Source organism: Mesorhizobium sp. LNHC209A00 (genome assembly GCF_000502915.1).
Lineage (GTDB): Bacteria > Pseudomonadota > Alphaproteobacteria > Rhizobiales > Rhizobiaceae > Mesorhizobium.
Map to the genome: position 1 here is coordinate 69852 of NZ_AYWT01000001.1, position 19127 is coordinate 88978.

The following is a 19127-nucleotide window of genomic DNA, read 5'->3' on the forward strand; positions in this document are numbered from 1 at the left end:
CTACCGACCCACAGGCTTCCAGCCGTTCAGGCGAATTCCATGATCACCGCGTCGACGGCCAGGCTGTCGCCCGGCTTGGCGTTGAGTTTCGAGACGACGAGGTCGCGCTCGGCGCGCAGAACGTTTTCCATCTTCATCGCCTCGACCACGGCCAGCGTCTCGCCCGCCTTGACCTCCTGGCCTTCGGCGACAGCGATCGACACGACGAGGCCCGGCATCGGGCAAAGCAGCAGCTTCGACGTGTCCGGCGCTATTTTCTCCGGCATCAGCCGTTCCAATTCGGCGGTGCGCGGCAGCATGGCGCGCGCGGTCACCGACATGCCTTTCCAGGCGATGCGGAGGCCATTGGCGACAGGACGAATCTGGGCGGCAACCCTGCGCTTGCCGACCGTGCCGCGCCAGATCAGATCGCCAGGCCGCCAATCGGACGAAATGGTCAGCGCCTTGCCGCCATCTATGGACAGGTCCATTTCCATCGGGATGGAAATCATGCCTTCGAGGATCGACACCGACAAATACTCTTCGCCAATCTTCAACACCCAGTCGCGCTTGAGCGCTCCCGAATGCGGCGCCAGCCGCCCGCCCAGCCGGTCGAGACGATCGCGGCGCAGCAGTTCCACCGCGGTGGCGATCGATGCCAGCACGGCTTTTTCCTCGCTGTTCGGCACGACGGGGGCAAAACCGTCGGGATATTCCTCCGCGATGAAGCCGGTCGATATCGCCCCTTCCCGCCAGCGCGGATGCTGCATCAGGGCCGCCAGGAACGGGATGTTGTGCTCGATGCCGTCGACGACAAAGCTGTCGAGCGCTTCCGACATGGCGTCGATGGCCTCGAGCCGCGTCGGCGCCCAGGTGCACAGCTTGGCCAGCATCGGATCGTAGAACATGGAAATTTCGGAGCCTTCGGTGACGCCGGTGTCGTTGCGGATGACCACGTCGCCGAAGCGGCCTTCCTCCGGCGGCCGATAACGTGTCAGCCGGCCGATCGACGGCAGGAAATTGCGATAGGGATCCTCGGCGTAAAGCCGGCTTTCCACGGCCCAGCCGTTCAGTTTGATGTCGCCCTGCTTGAAGGCGAGCTTTTCGCCGGCGGCGACGCGGATCATCTGCTCGACCAGATCGACCCCGGTGACGAGTTCGGTCACCGGATGCTCGACCTGCAATCGTGTATTCATTTCAAGGAAATAGAACTTCTTGTCCTTGTCGACGATGAACTCGACGGTGCCGGCGCTCTGGTAGTCGACAGCCCTGGCCAACGCCACCGACTGCTCGCCCATCGCCTTGCGCGTCTTGGCATCGAGGAAGGGCGATGGCGCCTCTTCCGCCACCTTCTGGTTGCGGCGCTGGATCGAGCATTCGCGTTCGCCAAGATAGAGCGCGTTGCCATGCCCGTCGGCCAGTACCTGTATTTCGATGTGACGCGGATCGACCACGAACTTTTCGATGAAGACACGGTCGTCGCCGAACGAACTCTTGGCTTCCGAGCGCGCGCGGTCGAATCCGTCGCGTACTTCCGACCGGTCCCAGGCGATGCGCATGCCTTTGCCGCCGCCACCGGCCGAGGCCTTGATCATCACGGGATAGCCGATCTCGCCGGCGATCTTTTCGGCATGATCGGCATTCTCGATGACTCCGAGCCAACCCGGAACCGTCGAAACCTCGGCGGCGTTGGCGAATTTTTTCGACTCGATCTTGTCGCCCATCGCCTTGATCGCCTTGGGTTTCGGCCCGATGAAGACGATGCCTTCCGCTTCCAGGGCTTCACAGAACGCGGCTCGCTCGGACAGGAAGCCATAGCCGGGGTGCACGGCCTGAGCGCCCGTCGCCTTGCAGGCCGTGATGATCTTTTCAGGAACGAGGTAGCTCTGCGCGGCCGGCGACGGCCCGATATGCACCGCCTCGTCGGCCATTTCGACATGCACGGCATCGCGATCGGCGTCGGAATAGACAGCAACCGTGGCAATGCCCATCTTGCGCGCCGTCCTGATGACGCGGCAGGCGATCTCGCCACGATTGGCGATCAGGATCTTGGTGAACATGCGGGCAGAATTCCCCTCCGGCGGATGGTTCAGTTCTATGGACTAAGTCGCCAGGTCTCAAGTGCCGCGGTGGACGACATGACGAGCGTTCCTTGCCGGCGCTCTATCGCACTGCCCTGCCGAGCCGGGCTGGTTGTCGAGCGGTGTGCTATCTGCGTCAAGAAAGCCAAGATTTCGTCTCATCTGAGAGTTGATGAGCAGCCCAAAACCTGAAACCTTGAGCTCAAAAATCGCCTTTGGAGGAATTGCCCGATGAAAACCCGCGCCGCTGTCGCTGTCGCCGCCGGAAAGCCGTTGGAGATCATGGAGGTCGACCTCGATGGACCGCGCGATGGCGAGGTGCTGGTCGAGATCAAGGCGACCGGCATCTGCCACACCGACGAATTCACACTGTCGGGCGCCGATCCGGAAGGCCTGTTTCCGGCCATTCTCGGCCATGAAGGCGCCGGCGTGGTGGTCGATGTCGGCAAGGGCGTCACCTCGGTCAAGAAGGGCGACCATGTCATCCCGCTCTATACGCCCGAATGCCGTCAGTGCCCGTCGTGTTTGTCGAGGAAGACAAATCTGTGCACGGCCATCCGCGCCACCCAGGGCCAAGGGTTGATGCCGGACGGCTCGTCGCGCTTCTCGATCGGCAAGGACAAGATCTTCCACTACATGGGCTGCTCGACCTTCTCCAACTTCACCGTGCTGCCGGAGATCGCGGTGGCCAAGGTCAACCCCGACGCCCCCTTCGACAAGATCTGCTACATCGGCTGCGGCGTCACCACCGGCATTGGTGCGGTCATCAACACCGCCAAGGTCGAGCAAGGCGCGACATCGGTGGTCTTCGGCCTCGGCGGCATCGGCCTCAACGTCATCCAGGGCCTGAAGCTTGCCGGCGCCGACATGATCATCGGTGTCGATCTGAACAACGACAAGAAGGAGTGGGGCGAGCGATTCGGAATGACGCATTTCGTCAACCCGAAGGAGATCGACGGCGATATCGTGCCCCACCTCGTCAACATGACCAAGCGCGGCGCCGACCAGATCGGCGGCGCCGACTATACATTCGATTGCACCGGCAACACCAAGGTCATGCGCCAGGCGCTGGAAGCCTCGCATCGCGGTTGGGGCAAGTCGGTCGTCATCGGCGTCGCCAGCGCCGGCCAGGAGATCTCGACCAGGCCGTTCCAGCTGGTCACCGGCCGCAGCTGGATGGGCACCGCCTTCGGCGGCGCGCGCGGCCGCACCGACGTGCCGAAGATCGTCGACTGGTATATGGACGGCAAGATCCAGATCGACCCGATGATCACCCACACGCTGAAGCTCGAGGACATCAACAAGGGATTCGACCTCATGCATGAGGGCAAGTCGATCCGCAGTGTCGTGGTTTACTAAAGACAGCCACACGCCGCCGGCCATCCGGCCGGCGACCCCTGTGGTGAAACATGGGAGGAGAGAAAAAATGGCGGAGAAACTGCATCCGAAGATCGACAATGGGCTGCCCAGGGAAAGCGCCAGCTTTGCCGGCGGCACGCTGGTCTGCGCCTGCACCAGCAAGCCGGTCAAGGTGAAGGTCAAGGGCCAGATCGCCCACAACCACGCCTGCGGCTGCACCAAATGCTGGAAGCCAGAAGGTGCTGTATTCTCGGTGGTTGCGGTCGCCGGCACCGGCGATGTCACCGTCACCGAGAACGGCGACAAGCTCAAGGTGATCGACCCCTCGGCGCTGATCCAGCGTCATGCCTGCACCCAATGCGGGGTCCACATGCACGGGCCGGTCGAGCGCGACCATCCGTTCAAGGGCCTGTCCTTCATTCATCCCGAGCGCTTCGAGGAAGACGGCTGGTCGCCGCCGGGCTTCACCGCCTTCGTGTCCTCGATCATCGAATCGGGTGTCGATCCGAGCCGCATGGACGGCATTCGCGGCAGGCTGAGGACAATCGGGCTGGAGCCCTACGACTGCCTCAATCCGGGCCTGATGGACTACATCGCCACCTGGACGGCGAAGAAGTCCGGCGCCCTGCCGGCCTGATGGCCATGAGATTTCAGGCGGGGGCCGGATATGTTTCCGGCCCCCGCTCGTTTCCGGAGAGACAATGCCCGCACCCGCCATCTACGTCGACGCCGACGCCTGCCCGGTCAAGGCGGAGGTAGAAAAGGTCGCCGAGCGCCATGGCGTCGTCGTCACTTATGTCTCCAATGGCGGTCTGCGCCCCTCCCGCGACCCGATGATCCGCAATGTCGTGGTCTCCAAGAGCGCCGATGCCGCCGACGACTGGATCGTCGAGAACACCAAGCCCAACGACATCGTGGTGACGGCGGACATTCCGCTCGCCGCCCGCACTGTGGCGCTCGGCGCGCATGTGCTGGGACCGACCGGACGTCCTTTCACGCCCGAGACGATCGGCATGGCGGTGGCGATGCGGGACCTCAAGCAGCATCTGCGCGAAACCGGCGAGAGCAAGGGCTACAATGCCAGCTTCGCGCCGCAGGATCGTTCCCGGTTCCTGGGTGAACTCGACCGCATCTTGCGGCGCGCGCTGAAATCCGCCACACCGGGCTAGCAACAAAGCGCCATCCAGGTGGAGACCGCCATGGCCGCCGAAACCCCGATCAAGAAACCGATGCAGCGCCACATGCTGTTCGCGGTGTCGGCATGTATCGGTGCGTTTGCGCTGCTTTTGGCGTTGCTGCTGCACGCCCCACTCGCCTATTCGATCGGCGCCAACATATTTTTTGCCGCTTACGTCCTTCTTGTTGTCAGCCAGATGCCCAAATTCACCGGCAAGTACCTGAGCAAGAATGCACGCGCCACCGATCAGCCGGTGCTGGTGATCTTCGCCGTGACGCTCGTTGTCGTCTGCCTTGCCCTTGTCTCCCTGTTCCTGCTGATCAATCGCAAGGATGGGGATCACCCGATCGAACTCGGCTTCGCACTGCTGTCGATCCCGCTCGGCTGGTTCACCATCCACGCCATGGCAGCGCTCCACTATGCCCATGTCTACTGGATGGACGGCGACGCGGTCGACGCCGGCACCAACAAGAAGATCCCGGTCGGCGGCCTGCTGTTCCCGGGCGACAAACGCCCCGAGGGCTGGGATTTCCTCTATTTCTCGACCGTCATCGGCATGACGGCGCAGACCGCCGACATCAACATCTCGACGACGCATATGCGATGTGTCGTGCTTGTGCACTCGGTCCTGTCGTTCTTCTTCAACACGGTCATCGTCGCCGCCGCCGTCAATCTCGCCGTCAGCCTGGGCGGTCCGTAATAAATCCGTGATCGCATGAAACATCGGTTTGGATCGCGACGTATCAAGAGGACAATGAACTCTTAGGACAAGCCGCAAGGCCGGGAGACCAGACAAGATGGAATCGGTTGCCAGAAGCCAATCCGAAATTGGACCGGGCGCCCCCGCGTCAAAAGAGAAAACATTGATCTACCGGCAGTCGCGCTGGACGCGGCTGACACACTGGCTCTGGGCCATCTCGTTGTTTTTCATGCTGCTGTCCGGCCTGCAGATCTTCAATGCCCGCCCGCAACTCTACATCGGCAAGCAATCCGGCTTCGACTACAACAACACCATTTTCGCCATAGGCGCCGAAAACACCAATGCCGGGCCGCGCGGCTACACCGAAATCTTCGGGCACCGCTTCGACACGACAGGCGTCCTCGGCTGGTCGGGCCCGGCCGGTAACGAGACGGCGCGCGGTTTCCCGTCCTGGGCGACGATCCCGTCCTACTATGACCTCGGTACCGCCCGCGTGATCCATTTCTTCTTCGCCTGGATATTGACGACGACCTTGATCGTCTGGCTCGTCGCCAGCCTGATCAACGGCCACATACGCCGCGACCTGGCGCCGCGCCTGGATGACCTCAGACGCTTGCCACGGGACATCGCCAACCACGCCAGGCTTAAATTCCACCACACGCGCGAATACAACACGCTGCAGAAGATGGCCTATGGCGGCGTGCTGTTCGTGCTCTTGCCGCTGATGATCATCACCGGCCTCGCCATGTCGCCGAGCATGAATTCGGTGCTGCCCTTCCTCAATGAATTGACCGGTGGCCGGCAGACGGCACGCACCATCCATTTCACCGTCATGCTGCTGCTGGTCGCCTTCTTTGTCATTCACATCCTGATGATCCTCGCCGCCGGCCCAATCAACGAACTGCGCTCGATCATCACCGGCTGGTACCGCACCGATCCTCCCGTTCATGACGACAAAACGTCACAGAGGAGTGCCTGAGATGGCGAAATTTGAGATAAGCCGCCGAAAATTCCTCACCGCCGCCAGCCTCGGCGCTTCCGGCATCATGCTGTCTGGCTGCGACGCCTTCGACAGCCAGCTCAGCATCGGCAGCGGCCTACGCAGCTTCCTCGAAAACGCCAATGGCCTGACCCACAAGGCACAACGGTTGCTCGGCGGCGGCAATTCGCTGGCGCCGGAATTCACCGAGGCTGATATCCGTCAGCCAATGCGGCCGAACGGCGTGACCGCGCCGGACGACGACGCTTACAAGGCCCTGCTCACCAACAACTTCGCCGATTGGCGCCTGGAGGTGTCAGGCCTCGTGGAAAAGCCGCTGTCGCTCACCCGCGAGCAGCTCATGAACATGCCGAGCCGCACCCAGATCACCCGCCACGACTGCGTCGAAGGCTGGAGCTGCATCGCCAAATGGACGGGCACGCCGCTGGCGCTGCTGCTCGACCAGGCGGTGGTCAAGCCACAGGCGCGCTATGTCATGTTCCATTGCCTCGACACGATCGACCGCAGCCTGTCAGGCGATATTAAATATTACGGCACGATCGACCTAATCGATGCTCGCCATCCGCAAACGATCCTTGCCTACGGCCTGAACGGCAAGCCGCTGCCGGTCGAGAACGGCGCGCCGCTGCGTGTCCGCGTGGAGCGCCAGCTCGGCTACAAAATGCCGAAATATCTCTACAAGATCGAACTGGTCGACGGCTTCGCCACTATCGGTGGCGGCCGGGGCGGCTATTGGGAAGACAACGGCTATGACTGGTATGGCGGGATTTGATGGTCCCTCGCATACGGGCCGAGCACGATTTGTCCCCCATGGAATTGAGTTCGCTCGAGGAGCGTCTCCACCGCGATAACCGACGTATGACGGACCGCGACGATGACCGAGGGCTGGCCTTTGTCATCCGCGATGGTGCGGGACACGCAGTCGGAGTAGCCGCCGGCTATTCCTGGGCGGGCACGTCCGAACTGACCTTGATGTGGATTGCCGAGGCTCACCGAGGTCGCGGCTACGCAAGGCAGTTGCTCGACGCCTTTGTCGCGGAGGCCGCCGATCGCGGCGTCAGGAAAATCTGGGTCTCCAGCCACGACTTCCAGGCACCAGGCCTTTATGAAAAGGCTGGCTTCGAGCGCATGGCCGAATTCTCGGGATGGCCCGAAGGTCATTCCAATATCATTCTTTGCAGAACGATAGCAGCGGACGGCGGGGCTTAGGCAACCTTGTCGAGCAACGGCTTCAGCGCCGGATGAATTTCCGGCGAGGCATGCTTGATCAGGGTCAGCAGTGCGCGCTCATTTTCGTACAAGGGCCGGTTCACCCCGATATGTCCGACCAGCCACTTTGCCTCACCGGCATCGATCGTCTCGGCACGGCGGGCCAGCGCCTCGATGGCCCTGTTCTTGGCTTCCCATTCGGTCTCTATGTCGTCAGGAGAGCGGTAGGCCTCGATGATACCGGCAAGACCACCGGAGATCATGCGGCTGAAGAAGCCGCCGATTTCCGGATCGGCATGATCGAGGAACGTTTCCTGGCGCAGCGCCACCTCGCGGGTGGGCGCCTCATAACCGGCCGAGCACATGACAAAATTGGCGATCGCCTTGACGAACAGGTCGTTCCAGGACGGATCATTATTGGCCTGGGCGGTCCGCTCGTTGATCCTGAACAGCACCTCGGCCTCGGCCTGGGTGATGGCAATGTTGCCGTCGCCACCATGGGCATGGAGGATGCGGCGCAAAAGCTCGACTTCGGCCCTGGCGATCAGTCCGGGCACCAGAGCGCCGCCGAGCATCAGCGCTCCCTTACCGTCGACGACGGCGTGGGCGACCTGCTCCAGCGCGTAGACGCAAAGCCGGCTCGGCGAGGATTTCGCCTCTTCCAGCACATGGACCAGCAATTCGAGTTCGGTCCGGCTGTCGACCATGCCGTCGCGCGAAATCGTGCGGACCAGCCAGTCGGCATTCTCCTCCGAAATGTAGCCCAAGGGCTTTTCCTGATGGACGATGTGGTCGGTGACCGCCTCGACGAAGAACGGCGCCCATTCAGCGCATTTGTCCCGCGCCGTCTGGTCGAGCGCGAACAAAGCCTCGGCTTCGCCCCGGCTCACCACGCCGTCGGCGAACACGTCGCGGCGCAGCATCACGACATCCTCTGAAGCAATGCGGTTCTTCGAAGTCAGCCCCGCCACCGGAGCACTCATGATCAACTCGCCCATCTGTCGTCCCCGTCCCCAACGCGTCACGTCGGTCAGCTTTATCAGGAGTGTCTTGAAAAACCGGCAAACGGCGTGGTTAGCGAAGACTTGTCAGAACAATGTCGCTGGGAGGTGACAAGGTGTCGTCGACGGGCTATGGATGGCGCGTCGAGGGCTCAGGGTTTTGAGTCCTACCTGTTTGCGGGAGAGAGCAGCGAGAGCTGCCGCCGAAGGGGAAATCGCCCGAAATCTCTCAGGCAAAAGAACCGTAGACGGGAAAGACACTCTGGAAAGTCGGGGCTTGCCCCCGCGCCGAAGGTGTAAGCGCCGCTGACAGAGTTCCGGCTGCGCGAGTCTCTCAGGCTTCAGACAGAGGGGCACGGACTGGTCGCCATCAGCGGCCGATTGCGTGCGACTCTGGAGGCGACATGACGGGCGACGACGACAAACACCTTCCCCTCGAAGATATGCATGCGGCTGCCGGAGCGCGCTTCGGCGCCTTTGCCGGCTGGTCGATGCCGCTGACCTATCCGGCCGGCGTCATGAAAGAGCATCTCCACACCCGCGAGCATGCGGGGTTGTTCGACATCTCGCATATGAAACTGTTCGAGGTCAGCGGGTCGGAAGCGGTTGCGCTGTTGAACCGCGCCTGCCCGCTGGACGCCGACGCGCTCGAAATCTCGCAGTCAAAGCTATCCTTCTTCCTGAATGAAGCAGGCGGCATTCTCGACGATCTGATCGTCACCCGGCTCGGCGACAGCAGGTTCATGGTGGTCGCCAATGCCGGCAATGCCGTCGCCGACGAAAAGCATTTGCGCGCCCTGGCGACCGATTTCGAAGCCAAGGTCGAGCCGCTCGACCGCGTCTTCCTGGCGATCCAGGGCCCCGAAGCCTGGGCTGCCCTCTCCCGCGCCGGCATCGAGACCGGCTCACTGCTGTTCATGCATGGTGTCGAGCCGCGAAAAAACTGGTTCATGAGCCGGTCCGGCTACACTGGCGAGGACGGTTTCGAGATCGGCCTGCCGGAGGCCGATGCGCGTGACCTTGTCACCAAGCTGTTGGAAGATGAACGCGTGCTCTGGATCGGCCTTGCCGCGCGCGACAGCCTGCGGCTGGAGGCCGGCCTCTGCCTGCATGGCCAGGACATCACGGCGGAGACCGACCCGGCCGCGGCGGCGCTGATGTGGGCGATCCCGAAAGAAATCCGTTCCTCCGGCACCTTCATTGGCGCCGAACCCTTGCGCGCCGCCGTGGAACGTGGCCCGGCGCAAAAGCGCGTCGGGCTGAAACCGGAGGGTCGCCAGCCGGTGCGCGCCGGTGCCGCGCTGTTCGAAGCCGACGGCAATCCTGCCGGCCATGTCACATCGGGCGGCTTCGGCCCTTCCGCCGGCCATCCGGTCGCCATGGGCTATGTCGCCACGCCGCTGGCAAAGCCCGGAACGCGGATTTTCGCCGACGTGCGCGGCACCAAGATCCCAGTCGATGTCAGTTCTCTGCCCTTCACCCCTCATCGCTACCGCAAAGGATGAATTCCATGGCAACAACCTATTTCACATCGGATCACGAGTGGCTCAGCGTCGAGGGCGGCATCGCCACTGTCGGCATCACCGACTACGCGCAGGAGCAGCTCGGCGACCTCGTCTTCGTGGAACTGCCGGAAACGGGAAAGAAGCTCGCCAAGGGCGACACCGCCGTCGTGGTCGAATCAGTCAAGGCAGCCTCGGACGTTTATGCGCCGGTCGATGGCGAGATCACCGAAGCCAATGGCACGCTGTCCTCCGACCCCTCGCTGGTCAACTCGGCGGCAACCGGGGCCGGTTGGCTGTGGAAGATGAAGCTCGCCGACGAAAGTCAGCTCGCCAGCCTCATGGATGAGGCAGCCTACAAAGCCCATATCGCCTGACATCAGGAATTTATTGACATGACCGCAGCTCCCTACCCGTTCTCGGCCCGCCACATTGGACCCGGCCTTGCCGACGTCAGAGCCATGCTCGCCGTCATCGGTGTTCCCTCGGTCGAGACGCTGATCAGCCAGGCCGTGCCGAGATCGATCCGGCTCGACCAGCCGCTGGACCTCCCGGCGCCCGCCAGCGAAGCCGAAGCTCTCGCCGAATTGTCGGTGATAATGGCAAGGAATATGGTGCTGAAAAGCTTTATCGGCGCTGGTTACCACGGCGTTCACGTGCCGCCGGTCATCCAGCGCAATCTGTTCGAGAATCCGGCCTGGTACACCGCCTACACGCCCTATCAGGCCGAGATCAGCCAGGGCCGGCTCGAAATGCTGTTCAACTTCCAGACGCTGGTCACCGAACTGACCGGCCTGCCGGTGGCATCAGCCTCACTGCTGGATGAAGCGACAGCGGTCGCCGAAGCGGTCGGCATTGCGCTGCGCCACCACCGCGACAAGCGCACCAAGGTGGCGCTTGCGGGCACGCCGCACCCGCAGACGCTGGACGTCGTGCGCACCCGCGCCGAGCCGCTCGGCATCGAGATCGACGGCGAGACGATCGACGACAACACCGCCGCCCTGCTCGTCTCCTGGCCGGACACCTTTGGCGTCTATGGCGACCACAAGGCGGCGATCGAAAAAGCGCGCGCCACCGGCGCGGTTGTCGTCTTTATCGCCGACCCGCTTGGTCTGACGCTGACCGACGCGCCGGCGAAACTCGGCGCCGACATCGCGGTCGGCCCGATGCAGCGCTTCGGCGTGCCGATGGGCTTTGGCGGCCCGCATGCGGCCTATTGCGCGGTCTCCGACAAGCTGACGCGGCTTATGCCCGGCCGCCTGGTCGGCCAGTCGACCGACAGCAAGGGCCGTCCCGGCTACCGCCTCGCCTTGCAGACGCGCGAGCAGCATATCCGCCGCGACAAGGCGACGTCCAACATCTGCACCGCACAGGCCCTGCTTGCCAATATGGCCACCGCCTACGCCATCTGGCACGGCCCGGTCGGCCTGCAGGCGATCGCCGGGCGCATACACGCGCTGGCCAACTGCCTGGCAAGCGGCCTCGAGGCGGCGGGCGTATCGGTGCTCGGCTCCAGCCGCTTCGACACGGTGACGGTGGAGACCAACGGCAAGGCCGCCCAGATCGCGGTCGCCGCCGAAAAGACCGGCCGGCTGCTGCGTGTGCTCGATGCCGACCATGTCGGCATCAGTTTCGACGAGACCTCGACCGACGCCGATCTCGACGCGATCGCGGCCTTGTTCGATGCCAAGGCTGCCGCTTCCGCCGACAGCACGGTGCCCGGCAAGCCGCGTGGCACGGAGTTTTTGACCCAGCCGGTCTTTCACCAGAACAAGTCGGAAACCGAGATGATGCGCTTTCTGCGCCGGTTGGCCGACAAGGACCTGGCGCTCGACCGCGCCATGATCCCGCTGGGCTCCTGCACCATGAAGCTCAACGCCGCGGCGGAAATGATGCCGGTGAGCTGGCCGGAAATCGCCAATTTGCATCCCTTCGCGCCCGCAAGCCATTCGGCCGGTTACCGCGCCATGATCGGCGAACTGGAAGGCTGGCTGTCGGAGATCACCGGCTTCGACGCCGTGACCTTGCAGCCCAATGCTGGCAGCCAGGGCGAATATGCCGGGCTGCTCGCCATTCGCGCCTACCACCGCTCGCGCGGCGAGGGCCATCGTACCGTCTGCCTGATCCCGTCTTCCGCGCATGGCACCAATCCGGCGAGTGCCGCGATGGCCGGCATGAGCGTCGTCGTCGTGCGCTGTCTGGAAGACGGCAACATCGACATGGACGATATGCGCGCCAAGGCCAACGAGCATTCCAAGAATCTCGCGGCGCTGATGTTCACCTATCCCTCCACCCATGGCGTCTACGAGGAAGGCGCGCGCCACCTCTGCGCACTCATCCATGAGCATGGCGGCCAGGTCTATTTCGATGGCGCCAACCTCAACGCGCTGGTCGGCCTCGCCCGGCCAGGCGACATCGGCGCCGACGTCTGCCACATGAACCTGCACAAGACCTTCTGCATCCCGCATGGCGGCGGCGGCCCGGGTGTCGGTCCGATCGGTGTCAGGGCGCATCTGAAGCCCTATCTGCCGGGCCATGTCAGCGAAGGCTCGGCTCATGCCGTGGCCGCCGCTCCCTTCGGCAGCGCTTCCATCCTGCCGATCACCTGGATGTACATCCGCATGATGGGCGCTTCCGGCCTGAAGCAGGCGACCGAGACAGCGATCGTTTCGGCCAATTATGTGGCGACACGGCTCGCCCCGCACTTCCCGCTGCTTTACAAGGGCCGGAGCGACCGCGTCGCCCACGAATGCATCCTCGACACCCGCGTGCTCAAGGAGAGCGCCGGCATCAGTGTCGAGGACATTGCCAAGCGCCTGATCGACTATGGTTTCCACGCGCCGACCATGTCGTTCCCGGTCGCCGGCACGCTGATGGTGGAGCCGACCGAGTCCGAGCCCAAGCGCGAGTTGGATCGCTTCTGCGAGGCCATGATCGCCATTGCCGGCGAAGCGGCGAAAGTGGCCAAAGGCGAATGGCCCTTGGCCGACAATCCGCTGGTCAACGCGCCGCACACGTCTGCCGAGGCGCTGGCCGGTCAATGGACCCACCCGTATTCGCGTCTGGAGGCGGCTTATCCCGCCGGCGATGCCGACACGGCGACGAAGTACTGGCCGCCAGTGTCGCGCATCGACAATGTCGCGGGCGACCGTAATCTGGTCTGCTCCTGCCCGCCGCTGTCGGATTATCTTGGCGCGGCCGAATAGCTACTCGGAACGCAAGGCCGGCCTGACCGGGTCGGCCTTGCCCGTCCTCTTGCAGCCGATGACGCAATTTCGCCCCGCGCGCTTGGCGCCATAGAGCGTGAGTCGGGCCCTGGCCATCACCTCGTCGAGGGTGCTGCCGTCGGGCGCCAGCGCGATCTGGCAAAGCAGCGGATCGGGCTCCCTGGTATAGCGCCAGAAGAGGATCACATGCGCCACGAGCACGATAATGCCGCACGCCACCGTCAGCACGAAACCCGCCCGCGGCGCCGTGAGCCAGATCGCAACCATGGTAGCGGCTGACAGGTACCCGACAGCGCGGCTGCGAGCAGGAGCGAACTGAAATCCAGCATATCGGGCGGGGGCCTCTCGAGCGTCGGCGGTTGCGCCGCATTCTAGGTCAGCGGCAGCCCTCGCACATGGCTTGGGCGATATCTCGACCCAAGCCGCGGATAGGGTTTACAAAGCGTCGATGCCAACTGTGCCGAAATCGCCCTTGGACGGCGCGACCATCAAACGGCATCAGCCCTTGTTCAGCAAGGCGAGGTTGGCGTCGACAACGGTGGGATCGGTCATGCCGGTCTTCGCCTCGAGCAGCAGCGCCCGGGCCTTCTTCTTGTTGCCGCGCAACAGTTGCGAATAGCCCATATTGTTGACGATCTGCGGCTTGCGGCCGGCAACCTTCAGGAGCTGGCCATAGGCGCGGTCGGCGAAGTCGAAGCGGCCAAGTTCGTCATACGAAGCCGCAAGCCCCATCCAGGCCTCGGCACTGTCGGCCTTCAGCTCGACGGCCTTGCGGAAATGCGCTTCGGCAAGACCATAATTGGCATCGCGAAACTGTGCCTTGCCTTCCGCCAGGTCGGATGTGGCGACATCCTTCCCTGCCGGCTGGATTGCAGTGGTCTTGGTCGTGTCGACGTTATTGTTCGTCGTACACCCGCTGATCATTAGGGCGGCTGCCATCATGGCCATCGCCGCAAATTTTATCTGACGCATGCCCTGCCCCGTCGCCCGATTTGCCGGGTCGTTCTTCGGGAAAGAGACTACAGAAGAGCGATTAAGCTTCGGTGCCGAAATGCAGCTAACTTTCAGTTTCCGGAATAGCAATCATTAACCACCGGGCGTGCCATCTCAAATCTCCGCGGACGCGAGCGGCGGCGGGGCGAGGCCCAGCAAGAGGGTGCGCAAGACATTTGCATGGGACCTGTCACTCATTTAAGGCCGTTGCAGGTCCGATTTACCCCTGCCGTACCCAATAACTTTCTTGAAATCGCCTCGACGGACTTTTGCACGGTGAACACCATCACCTCGCCCGCACTCCAAATTACAGCTAATGGGCCGTCAGTTTGACGATGATGGGAATGACCGCGATCATCAACACCACCGGCAGGATGCAGACCACGACCGGCACGGACATCTTGGCCGGCAAGGCATGGGCCTTCTCCTCTGCCAACGACATGCGCTTGTGGCGCATCTCGTCCGAAAACACCCTGAGCGCGCCCGACAGGCTGGTGCCGAGTTCCTTCGACTGCTGCAGGAGCGTGGCGAAGGAGCGTACCTCATCCAGGCTGAGGCGATCGGCGAGCGCCTTCAGCGCGTCGTCCAGGCTGCGCCCCGCCCGAAGTTCCAAGCACACGAGCTGCAGGTTCTGGCTGAGCGACGGATAGCTCTTGGCGAGTTCTTTCGAAACGCGCTCGACGCCGGCTTCCATGCTCATGCCGGCATCCGAACAGACGATCATCAAGTCCATGAAATCGGGGAAGCCGTTGCGGTATTCGCGCATCTTCTCGCGCACCTTCTGGGTCAGCACCAGGCCCGGCAAAAAATAGCCGGCGGCCCCCGACAGGATGATGAAGGTCCACCGGCTGGTCATGGTCGCGTCGGGACTGGCCATCCACCGATTGAGCACGAAGACGGCGAACGTCGTGCCGATCATTGCCGTGAACCGGATGAGGAAGAACATGCCGACGGCGCGCGGCTCCATGTAGCCCGCCTGGATGAGCTTCAAGCGCAGGCGAGCGACATTTTCCGGGTCGCTCTTTGCATAGAATTCCTGTGCCCTCTTCATCGCTTGCTCGCGCACGACGCCGCTATTCTTCTTCTGCACCGGTTCGGGTCTGGCGGCCACCGGACCCTGGTCGACCTTGAGCCGGCGCTTGACGTCGTTGCGGTCGCCCTTCGCCACCACCATCGGCCATGCGACAGCGGCCGCTCCCGCGGCCAGCAGGAGGACGGCCACCGGCATCAGCGAGGTCGGCGCGAGGGAAGCGAGGAATTCAATGACGCTTTGCATGTCAGAACTTGAAATTCGACATTTTGAACATGATCAGATTGCCCAGCATCAGCCAGCTAACCGAGCCGCCGATCATGTACCATGTCTTCGCCACGCCCCAGACGTCGCTGTAGTATCCCGGCATCATGGCCATGATGGCGGTGAACAGCAGCGCCGGTACGGCCGTCAAAATATAGGCCGAGAGGCGGCCTTCCGTCGAAATGGCGCGCACCTTGCGTCGCAGCTTGCCGCGTTCGCGGATCGTCGTCGACAACCCATCGAGGATCTCGCGCAGGTTGCCGCCCGAACTGGTCTGGATCGACACGGCGGTGATGAACAGCGGCAGATCCTCGTGTCCGACCCGGTCGAACAGTGCATTCAGCGCCGTGACCAGGTCGGAACCATAAGTGACTTCGTCGGCAATGACGCCGAATTCCGTGCCGATCGGATCGGGCATCTCGCGCGACACCATGGCGATGGCCACCGGCACCGGATGACCGGCCTTGAGGCCGCGCGTGATCAGCTCGAGCGCTTCCGGCAGCTGCATGCCGAAACGCTTCAGCCGGCGCTTGCGCATGGAGCGCATCGCCATGACCGGCAGCAACGGCACCAGCACGACGAACAGGATGAGCCCCATCAGCAGCGGCAGCCCGCGCCAGATCGCGGCCAGGGCAACGGCCGTCGCCACACCGCAGGTGATCGTCAGGAATTTCGAAAGCGGCATCACCATGCCCGACTGCGTGCGCAGGGCACGGAACCGGTCCGGCGAAAACAGCGACGTTCCCGCGTCGAGACCGCGCTCCTTGCGCAGCTGGATCAGCACCTGTTCCTGGCTGATCTTGCTTTCCTGCAGTTTCATGCGCCGGTTGATGGCGGTGCGCTTGTCGCTGCGTCCGGCGTAGAGCAGGTAGACGGCCTCGGCCACCATGATGCCGGTCAGTGCGGCTCCGGCATAGACCACATATATCGCGCTGAACCCGTCGAACACGCCGGCTACTCCTGCGGTCGGCCGGGTTCGAAATAACGTCCGGGAAAGTCGATGCCCATGGCGCGCAGGTCTTCCAGGAAACGCGGCCGAATGCCGGTCGCCTCGTAGTAGCCAAGGATCTTGCCATCGGCCTCCATGCCGGTGCGCACGAAGCGGAATATCTCCTGCATCTGGATGACATCGCCCTCCATGCCGGTCACCTCGGCGACGCTCGTCACCTTGCGCTTGCCGTCGGAAAGTCGGGTCAGCTGGACGATGATGTCGATGGCGCTGGCGATCTGGCTGCGGATCGACTGCACCGTCATCGGCATGCCGGTCATGCCCAGCATCTGCTCGAGGCGCGAAATGCAGTCGCGCGGCGTATTGGCGTGAATGGTCGCCATCGAGCCTTCGTGGCCGGTGTTCATGGCCTGCAGCATGTCGAAGGCTTCCTCGCCGCGGCACTCGCCGAGGATAACGCGGTCGGGACGCATGCGCAGCGCGTTCTTGACCAGGTCGCGCTGTTTGAGCTCGCCATGGCCTTCGATGTTGGCGGGACGCGTCTCCATGCGTGCGACATGCGGCTGCTGCAATTGAAGTTCCGCCGCGTCCTCGATGGTGATCAACCGCTCGTCTTCTGGAATGAACGCCGACAGCGCGTTAAGCATCGTCGTCTTGCCGGTGCCGGTGCCGCCCGAAATGATCGTCGTCTTGCGGGCGTGGACGGCCGCGGCCAGCACTTCGGCCATGTTCTGCGTGATGGCGCCGAATTCGACCAGCCTGTGCAGGCCAAGCTTGTTCTTGGAGAACTTGCGGATCGACACCAGCGGGCCGTCGACGGCCACCGGGCGGATGGCTGCGTTGAACCGCGAGCCGTCCAGCATGCGAGCGTCGACCATCGGCTGCGATTCATCGACGCGGCGACCGACGGCGGCCACGATCTTGTTGACGATTCTGAGCAGATGCGCCTCGTCCTTGAACGGGATATGGACCTGCTGCAGCTTGCCTTTCTTTTCAACGAAGCAGTTCTGATGGCCGTTGATCAGGATATCATTGATATCGGGATCCTTGAGCAGCGGCTCAAGCGGGCCGAGGCCGACCATCTCGTCGACGATGTCGTCAACCAGCGCGTCGAGTTCGGCGGTGTTGATCGCCATCCGCTCTTGGCGGGTCTTTTCCGAAACGAAATCATGCACTTGCCGGCGCATCTCCTCCTTGGGCAAGCGCTCCAGCGCGACGAGATTGATCTCCTCGAGCAGCAGCCGGTGGATGCGCACGCGGGCATCGAGCACCTTGTTGGCATTCTTTGCCGGCGCCGCCTCCGCCTTCGCAGGCAAAGCCTTTCGGCTGGTCGGGATGACGACTGCGTGATGCGCGACCGGCGTCGATTCAGCCGGGCGCGGACGCGCGTCACGGTTCTGCAGGGTGGAAAAACGGCTGGTCATCCAGCTTTCCTTTTCAAGAGGCCCCTGCCGAAGCCGAACAGCGACTTCGACTTGCTCGCGGTTGCCACCGCCTCTTCCGGAAGGATGATCTTCTTCAGGTCGTTGACGACATTGGCATTGGGATCGATCTCGTGCAGCGGCACGCCGCGGTCGACAGCCTCGCGCACCAGCCGGTAATTGTTGGCGATGCCGCCGACAAAATGCTCGCCGAGGATTTCCTGGACGTCCGCGTGCTTGATGCCGTTGTCGAACATCTTCTGCTCGAAACGGTTGACGATCACGTTCGGCTTCACCTCCTTGCCGGCGGTCTCGTAGACGGCCTGGATCAGACGCTGCGTATGGCGCAGGCACGGCACCGTCATTTCGGCAACGATGTAAAGCTTGTTGGAACCGAGCAGCACCGTTTCCGTCCACGGAAACCAGGTGCGCGGCATGTCGATGACGACATTGTCGAAATAGGCCGAAACCAGGTCCAGCATGCGCACCACGACATCGGTCTTGAACGAGCGCATTTCCGACGGATGCGTCGGCGCCGCCAGCACACACAGCCCGCTGGCGTGCTTGGACAGCATCACATCGAGCAGTTGCCGGTCGAGGCGCTCAGGCTGGTTCTCGATTTCGGTGATGTCGAAACGCGGCTCCAGGTCGAGATATTCAGCGCAGGCACCTTGCTGGAAATTGAGGTCGACCACGCAGGTTGAGGCGCCGCGCGTCACCGAATGATGCAGCTGGAACGCGGTCTGCAGCGCCAGCGTCGTGGTGCCGACGCCGCCGGCGGCCGGCATGAAGGTATAGATCTGCGACTCGCTGTTTTCCTCGCGCCCAGGCCCCTGCAGAGCCCGCACCACCGAACGCACGAGGTCTGCCGTGGTGATCGGCTTGACCAGGAAGTCGGCGACCTTGAGCTGCACCAGGATGCGCACGGCCGCGGCGTTGAACTCTTGGGTGACCACGACCACCGGCGCCTTGCCCTCGAGCCGGCGCATGACGCGCTGCAGTGACTCGATCTCCTCGAGTTTCGCCGCATCCATGTCGACGATGACGACGCCGAACTCGGCTTCCTGGACCTCGCCGCGCAGCTCGGTGACGTTCTTCTCCACCGTTATGAGCTGGATGACCTCGGAAGCGGCAAAGGCCGTCTTCGTGTCCTGCGCGAAGGTCCGGTCTGTCGATACGAGCAGGATTTTCTTGGTGCTGTTGTTTGCCATTCTCGCCGCCTGTGAGGTCGATCG

18 protein-coding genes and 1 riboswitch are annotated in these 19127 nt (G+C 63.1%); of the genes, 10 read left to right on the forward strand and 8 right to left on the reverse strand.

The annotated features are described in order from the left end of the window. Positions 1 to 26: 26 nt before the first annotated feature. A complete protein-coding gene (locus tag X739_RS165390; RefSeq protein ID WP_023791434.1) occupies positions 27 to 2039 on the reverse strand; it encodes an acetyl/propionyl/methylcrotonyl-CoA carboxylase subunit alpha in 2013 nt (670 codons plus the stop codon). A gap of 252 nt (positions 2040 to 2291) precedes the next feature. Here X739_RS165390 and X739_RS165385 point away from each other — a divergent pair, with 252 nt between their 5' ends. The 7 genes from X739_RS165385 to X739_RS165355 all read left to right on the forward strand — a co-directional run bounded on the left by X739_RS165385 (position 2292) and on the right by X739_RS165355 (position 7505). Next, a complete protein-coding gene (locus X739_RS165385; RefSeq protein ID WP_023791438.1) occupies positions 2292 to 3419 on the forward strand; it encodes an S-(hydroxymethyl)glutathione dehydrogenase/class III alcohol dehydrogenase in 1128 nt (375 codons plus the stop codon). A 67-nt stretch (positions 3420 to 3486) separates the two neighbouring features. Further along, entirely contained in the window at positions 3487 to 4056 is a 570-nt protein-coding gene (gene gfa / locus X739_RS165380) for an S-(hydroxymethyl)glutathione synthase (protein WP_023770043.1), read from the forward strand. Positions 4057 to 4120: 64 nt separating this feature from the next. Continuing rightward, positions 4121 to 4588, forward strand: a complete 468-nt coding sequence (locus tag X739_RS165375) for a YaiI/YqxD family protein (RefSeq protein ID WP_015317609.1) — start codon at positions 4121 to 4123, stop codon at positions 4586 to 4588. A 30-nt stretch (positions 4589 to 4618) separates the two neighbouring features. After that, a complete protein-coding gene (locus X739_RS165370; RefSeq protein WP_023783234.1) occupies positions 4619 to 5296 on the forward strand; it encodes a DUF1345 domain-containing protein in 678 nt (225 codons plus the stop codon). A 97-nt stretch (positions 5297 to 5393) separates the two neighbouring features. Further along, the gene (locus tag X739_RS165365; RefSeq protein ID WP_023770040.1) at positions 5394 to 6275 is read left to right on the forward strand and encodes a cytochrome b/b6 domain-containing protein; all 882 of its coding nucleotides are present in this window, start codon (positions 5394 to 5396) and stop codon (positions 6273 to 6275) included. A 1-nt stretch (position 6276) separates the two neighbouring features. Next, a complete protein-coding gene (locus X739_RS165360; protein ID WP_023791444.1) occupies positions 6277 to 7068 on the forward strand; it encodes a molybdopterin-binding protein in 792 nt (263 codons plus the stop codon). 38 nt (positions 7069 to 7106) lie between these two features. After that, a complete protein-coding gene (locus X739_RS165355; RefSeq protein WP_031240951.1) occupies positions 7107 to 7505 on the forward strand; it encodes a GNAT family N-acetyltransferase in 399 nt (132 codons plus the stop codon). On the opposite strand, the gene X739_RS165350 is transcribed toward X739_RS165355, so the two are convergent. After that, entirely contained in the window at positions 7502 to 8503 is a 1002-nt protein-coding gene (locus tag X739_RS165350) for a hypothetical protein (protein WP_023791448.1), read from the reverse strand. The two genes, X739_RS165355 and X739_RS165350, sit on opposite strands and share 4 nt — an antisense overlap. A gap of 171 nt (positions 8504 to 8674) precedes the next feature. Further along, positions 8675 to 8761, forward strand: a riboswitch (glycine riboswitch). Positions 8762 to 8910: 149 nt separating this feature from the next. On the opposite strand from X739_RS165350, the gene gcvT reads away from it, so the two are divergent. From gcvT to gcvP, 3 genes are read left to right on the forward strand one after another with little or no spacing between them, the layout of a single operon-like run. Beyond that, positions 8911 to 10011 carry a glycine cleavage system aminomethyltransferase GcvT gene (gene gcvT, locus X739_RS165345; RefSeq protein WP_023791451.1) on the forward strand — a complete coding sequence of 367 codons (1101 nt, stop codon included), beginning with the start codon at positions 8911 to 8913 and terminating at the stop codon, positions 10009 to 10011. 5 nt (positions 10012 to 10016) lie between these two features. Further along, the gene (gene gcvH, locus X739_RS165340) at positions 10017 to 10385 is read left to right on the forward strand and encodes a glycine cleavage system protein GcvH (RefSeq protein ID WP_015317602.1); all 369 of its coding nucleotides are present in this window, start codon (positions 10017 to 10019) and stop codon (positions 10383 to 10385) included. 18 nt (positions 10386 to 10403) lie between these two features. Continuing rightward, a complete protein-coding gene (gene gcvP, locus X739_RS165335) occupies positions 10404 to 13214 on the forward strand; it encodes an aminomethyl-transferring glycine dehydrogenase (RefSeq protein WP_023791456.1) in 2811 nt (936 codons plus the stop codon). Here gcvP and X739_RS1000000170205 read toward each other — a convergent pair whose 3' ends face one another. The 6 genes from X739_RS1000000170205 to X739_RS165305 form a co-directional block, all read right to left on the reverse strand. Continuing rightward, positions 13215 to 13502 (reverse strand): hypothetical protein, encoded by a 288-nt coding sequence (locus X739_RS1000000170205; RefSeq protein WP_023770034.1) that lies wholly within the window; start codon positions 13500 to 13502, stop codon positions 13215 to 13217. Positions 13503 to 13733: 231 nt separating this feature from the next. Next, on the reverse strand, positions 13734 to 14207 hold the full coding sequence (locus tag X739_RS165325) for a tetratricopeptide repeat protein (protein WP_023791460.1): 474 nt from the start codon (positions 14205 to 14207) through the stop codon (positions 13734 to 13736). A 334-nt stretch (positions 14208 to 14541) separates the two neighbouring features. Then, positions 14542 to 15504, reverse strand: coding sequence for a type II secretion system F family protein (locus X739_RS165320; protein ID WP_023783227.1), 963 nt, complete (start codon positions 15502 to 15504; stop codon positions 14542 to 14544). Between the two features lies 1 nt (position 15505). Next, positions 15506 to 16471, reverse strand: coding sequence for a type II secretion system F family protein (locus X739_RS165315; protein WP_023791464.1), 966 nt, complete (start codon positions 16469 to 16471; stop codon positions 15506 to 15508). Positions 16472 to 16476: 5 nt separating this feature from the next. After that, complete coding sequence (locus X739_RS165310) at positions 16477 to 17895, reverse strand: CpaF family protein (RefSeq protein ID WP_023770030.1); 1419 nt, start codon at positions 17893 to 17895, stop codon at positions 16477 to 16479. Next, the gene (locus X739_RS165305; RefSeq protein WP_023770029.1) at positions 17892 to 19103 is read right to left on the reverse strand and encodes a response regulator/pilus assembly protein; all 1212 of its coding nucleotides are present in this window, start codon (positions 19101 to 19103) and stop codon (positions 17892 to 17894) included. The genes X739_RS165310 and X739_RS165305 overlap by 4 nt, the downstream gene beginning before the upstream one ends. Positions 19104 to 19127: the final 24 nt, after the last annotated feature.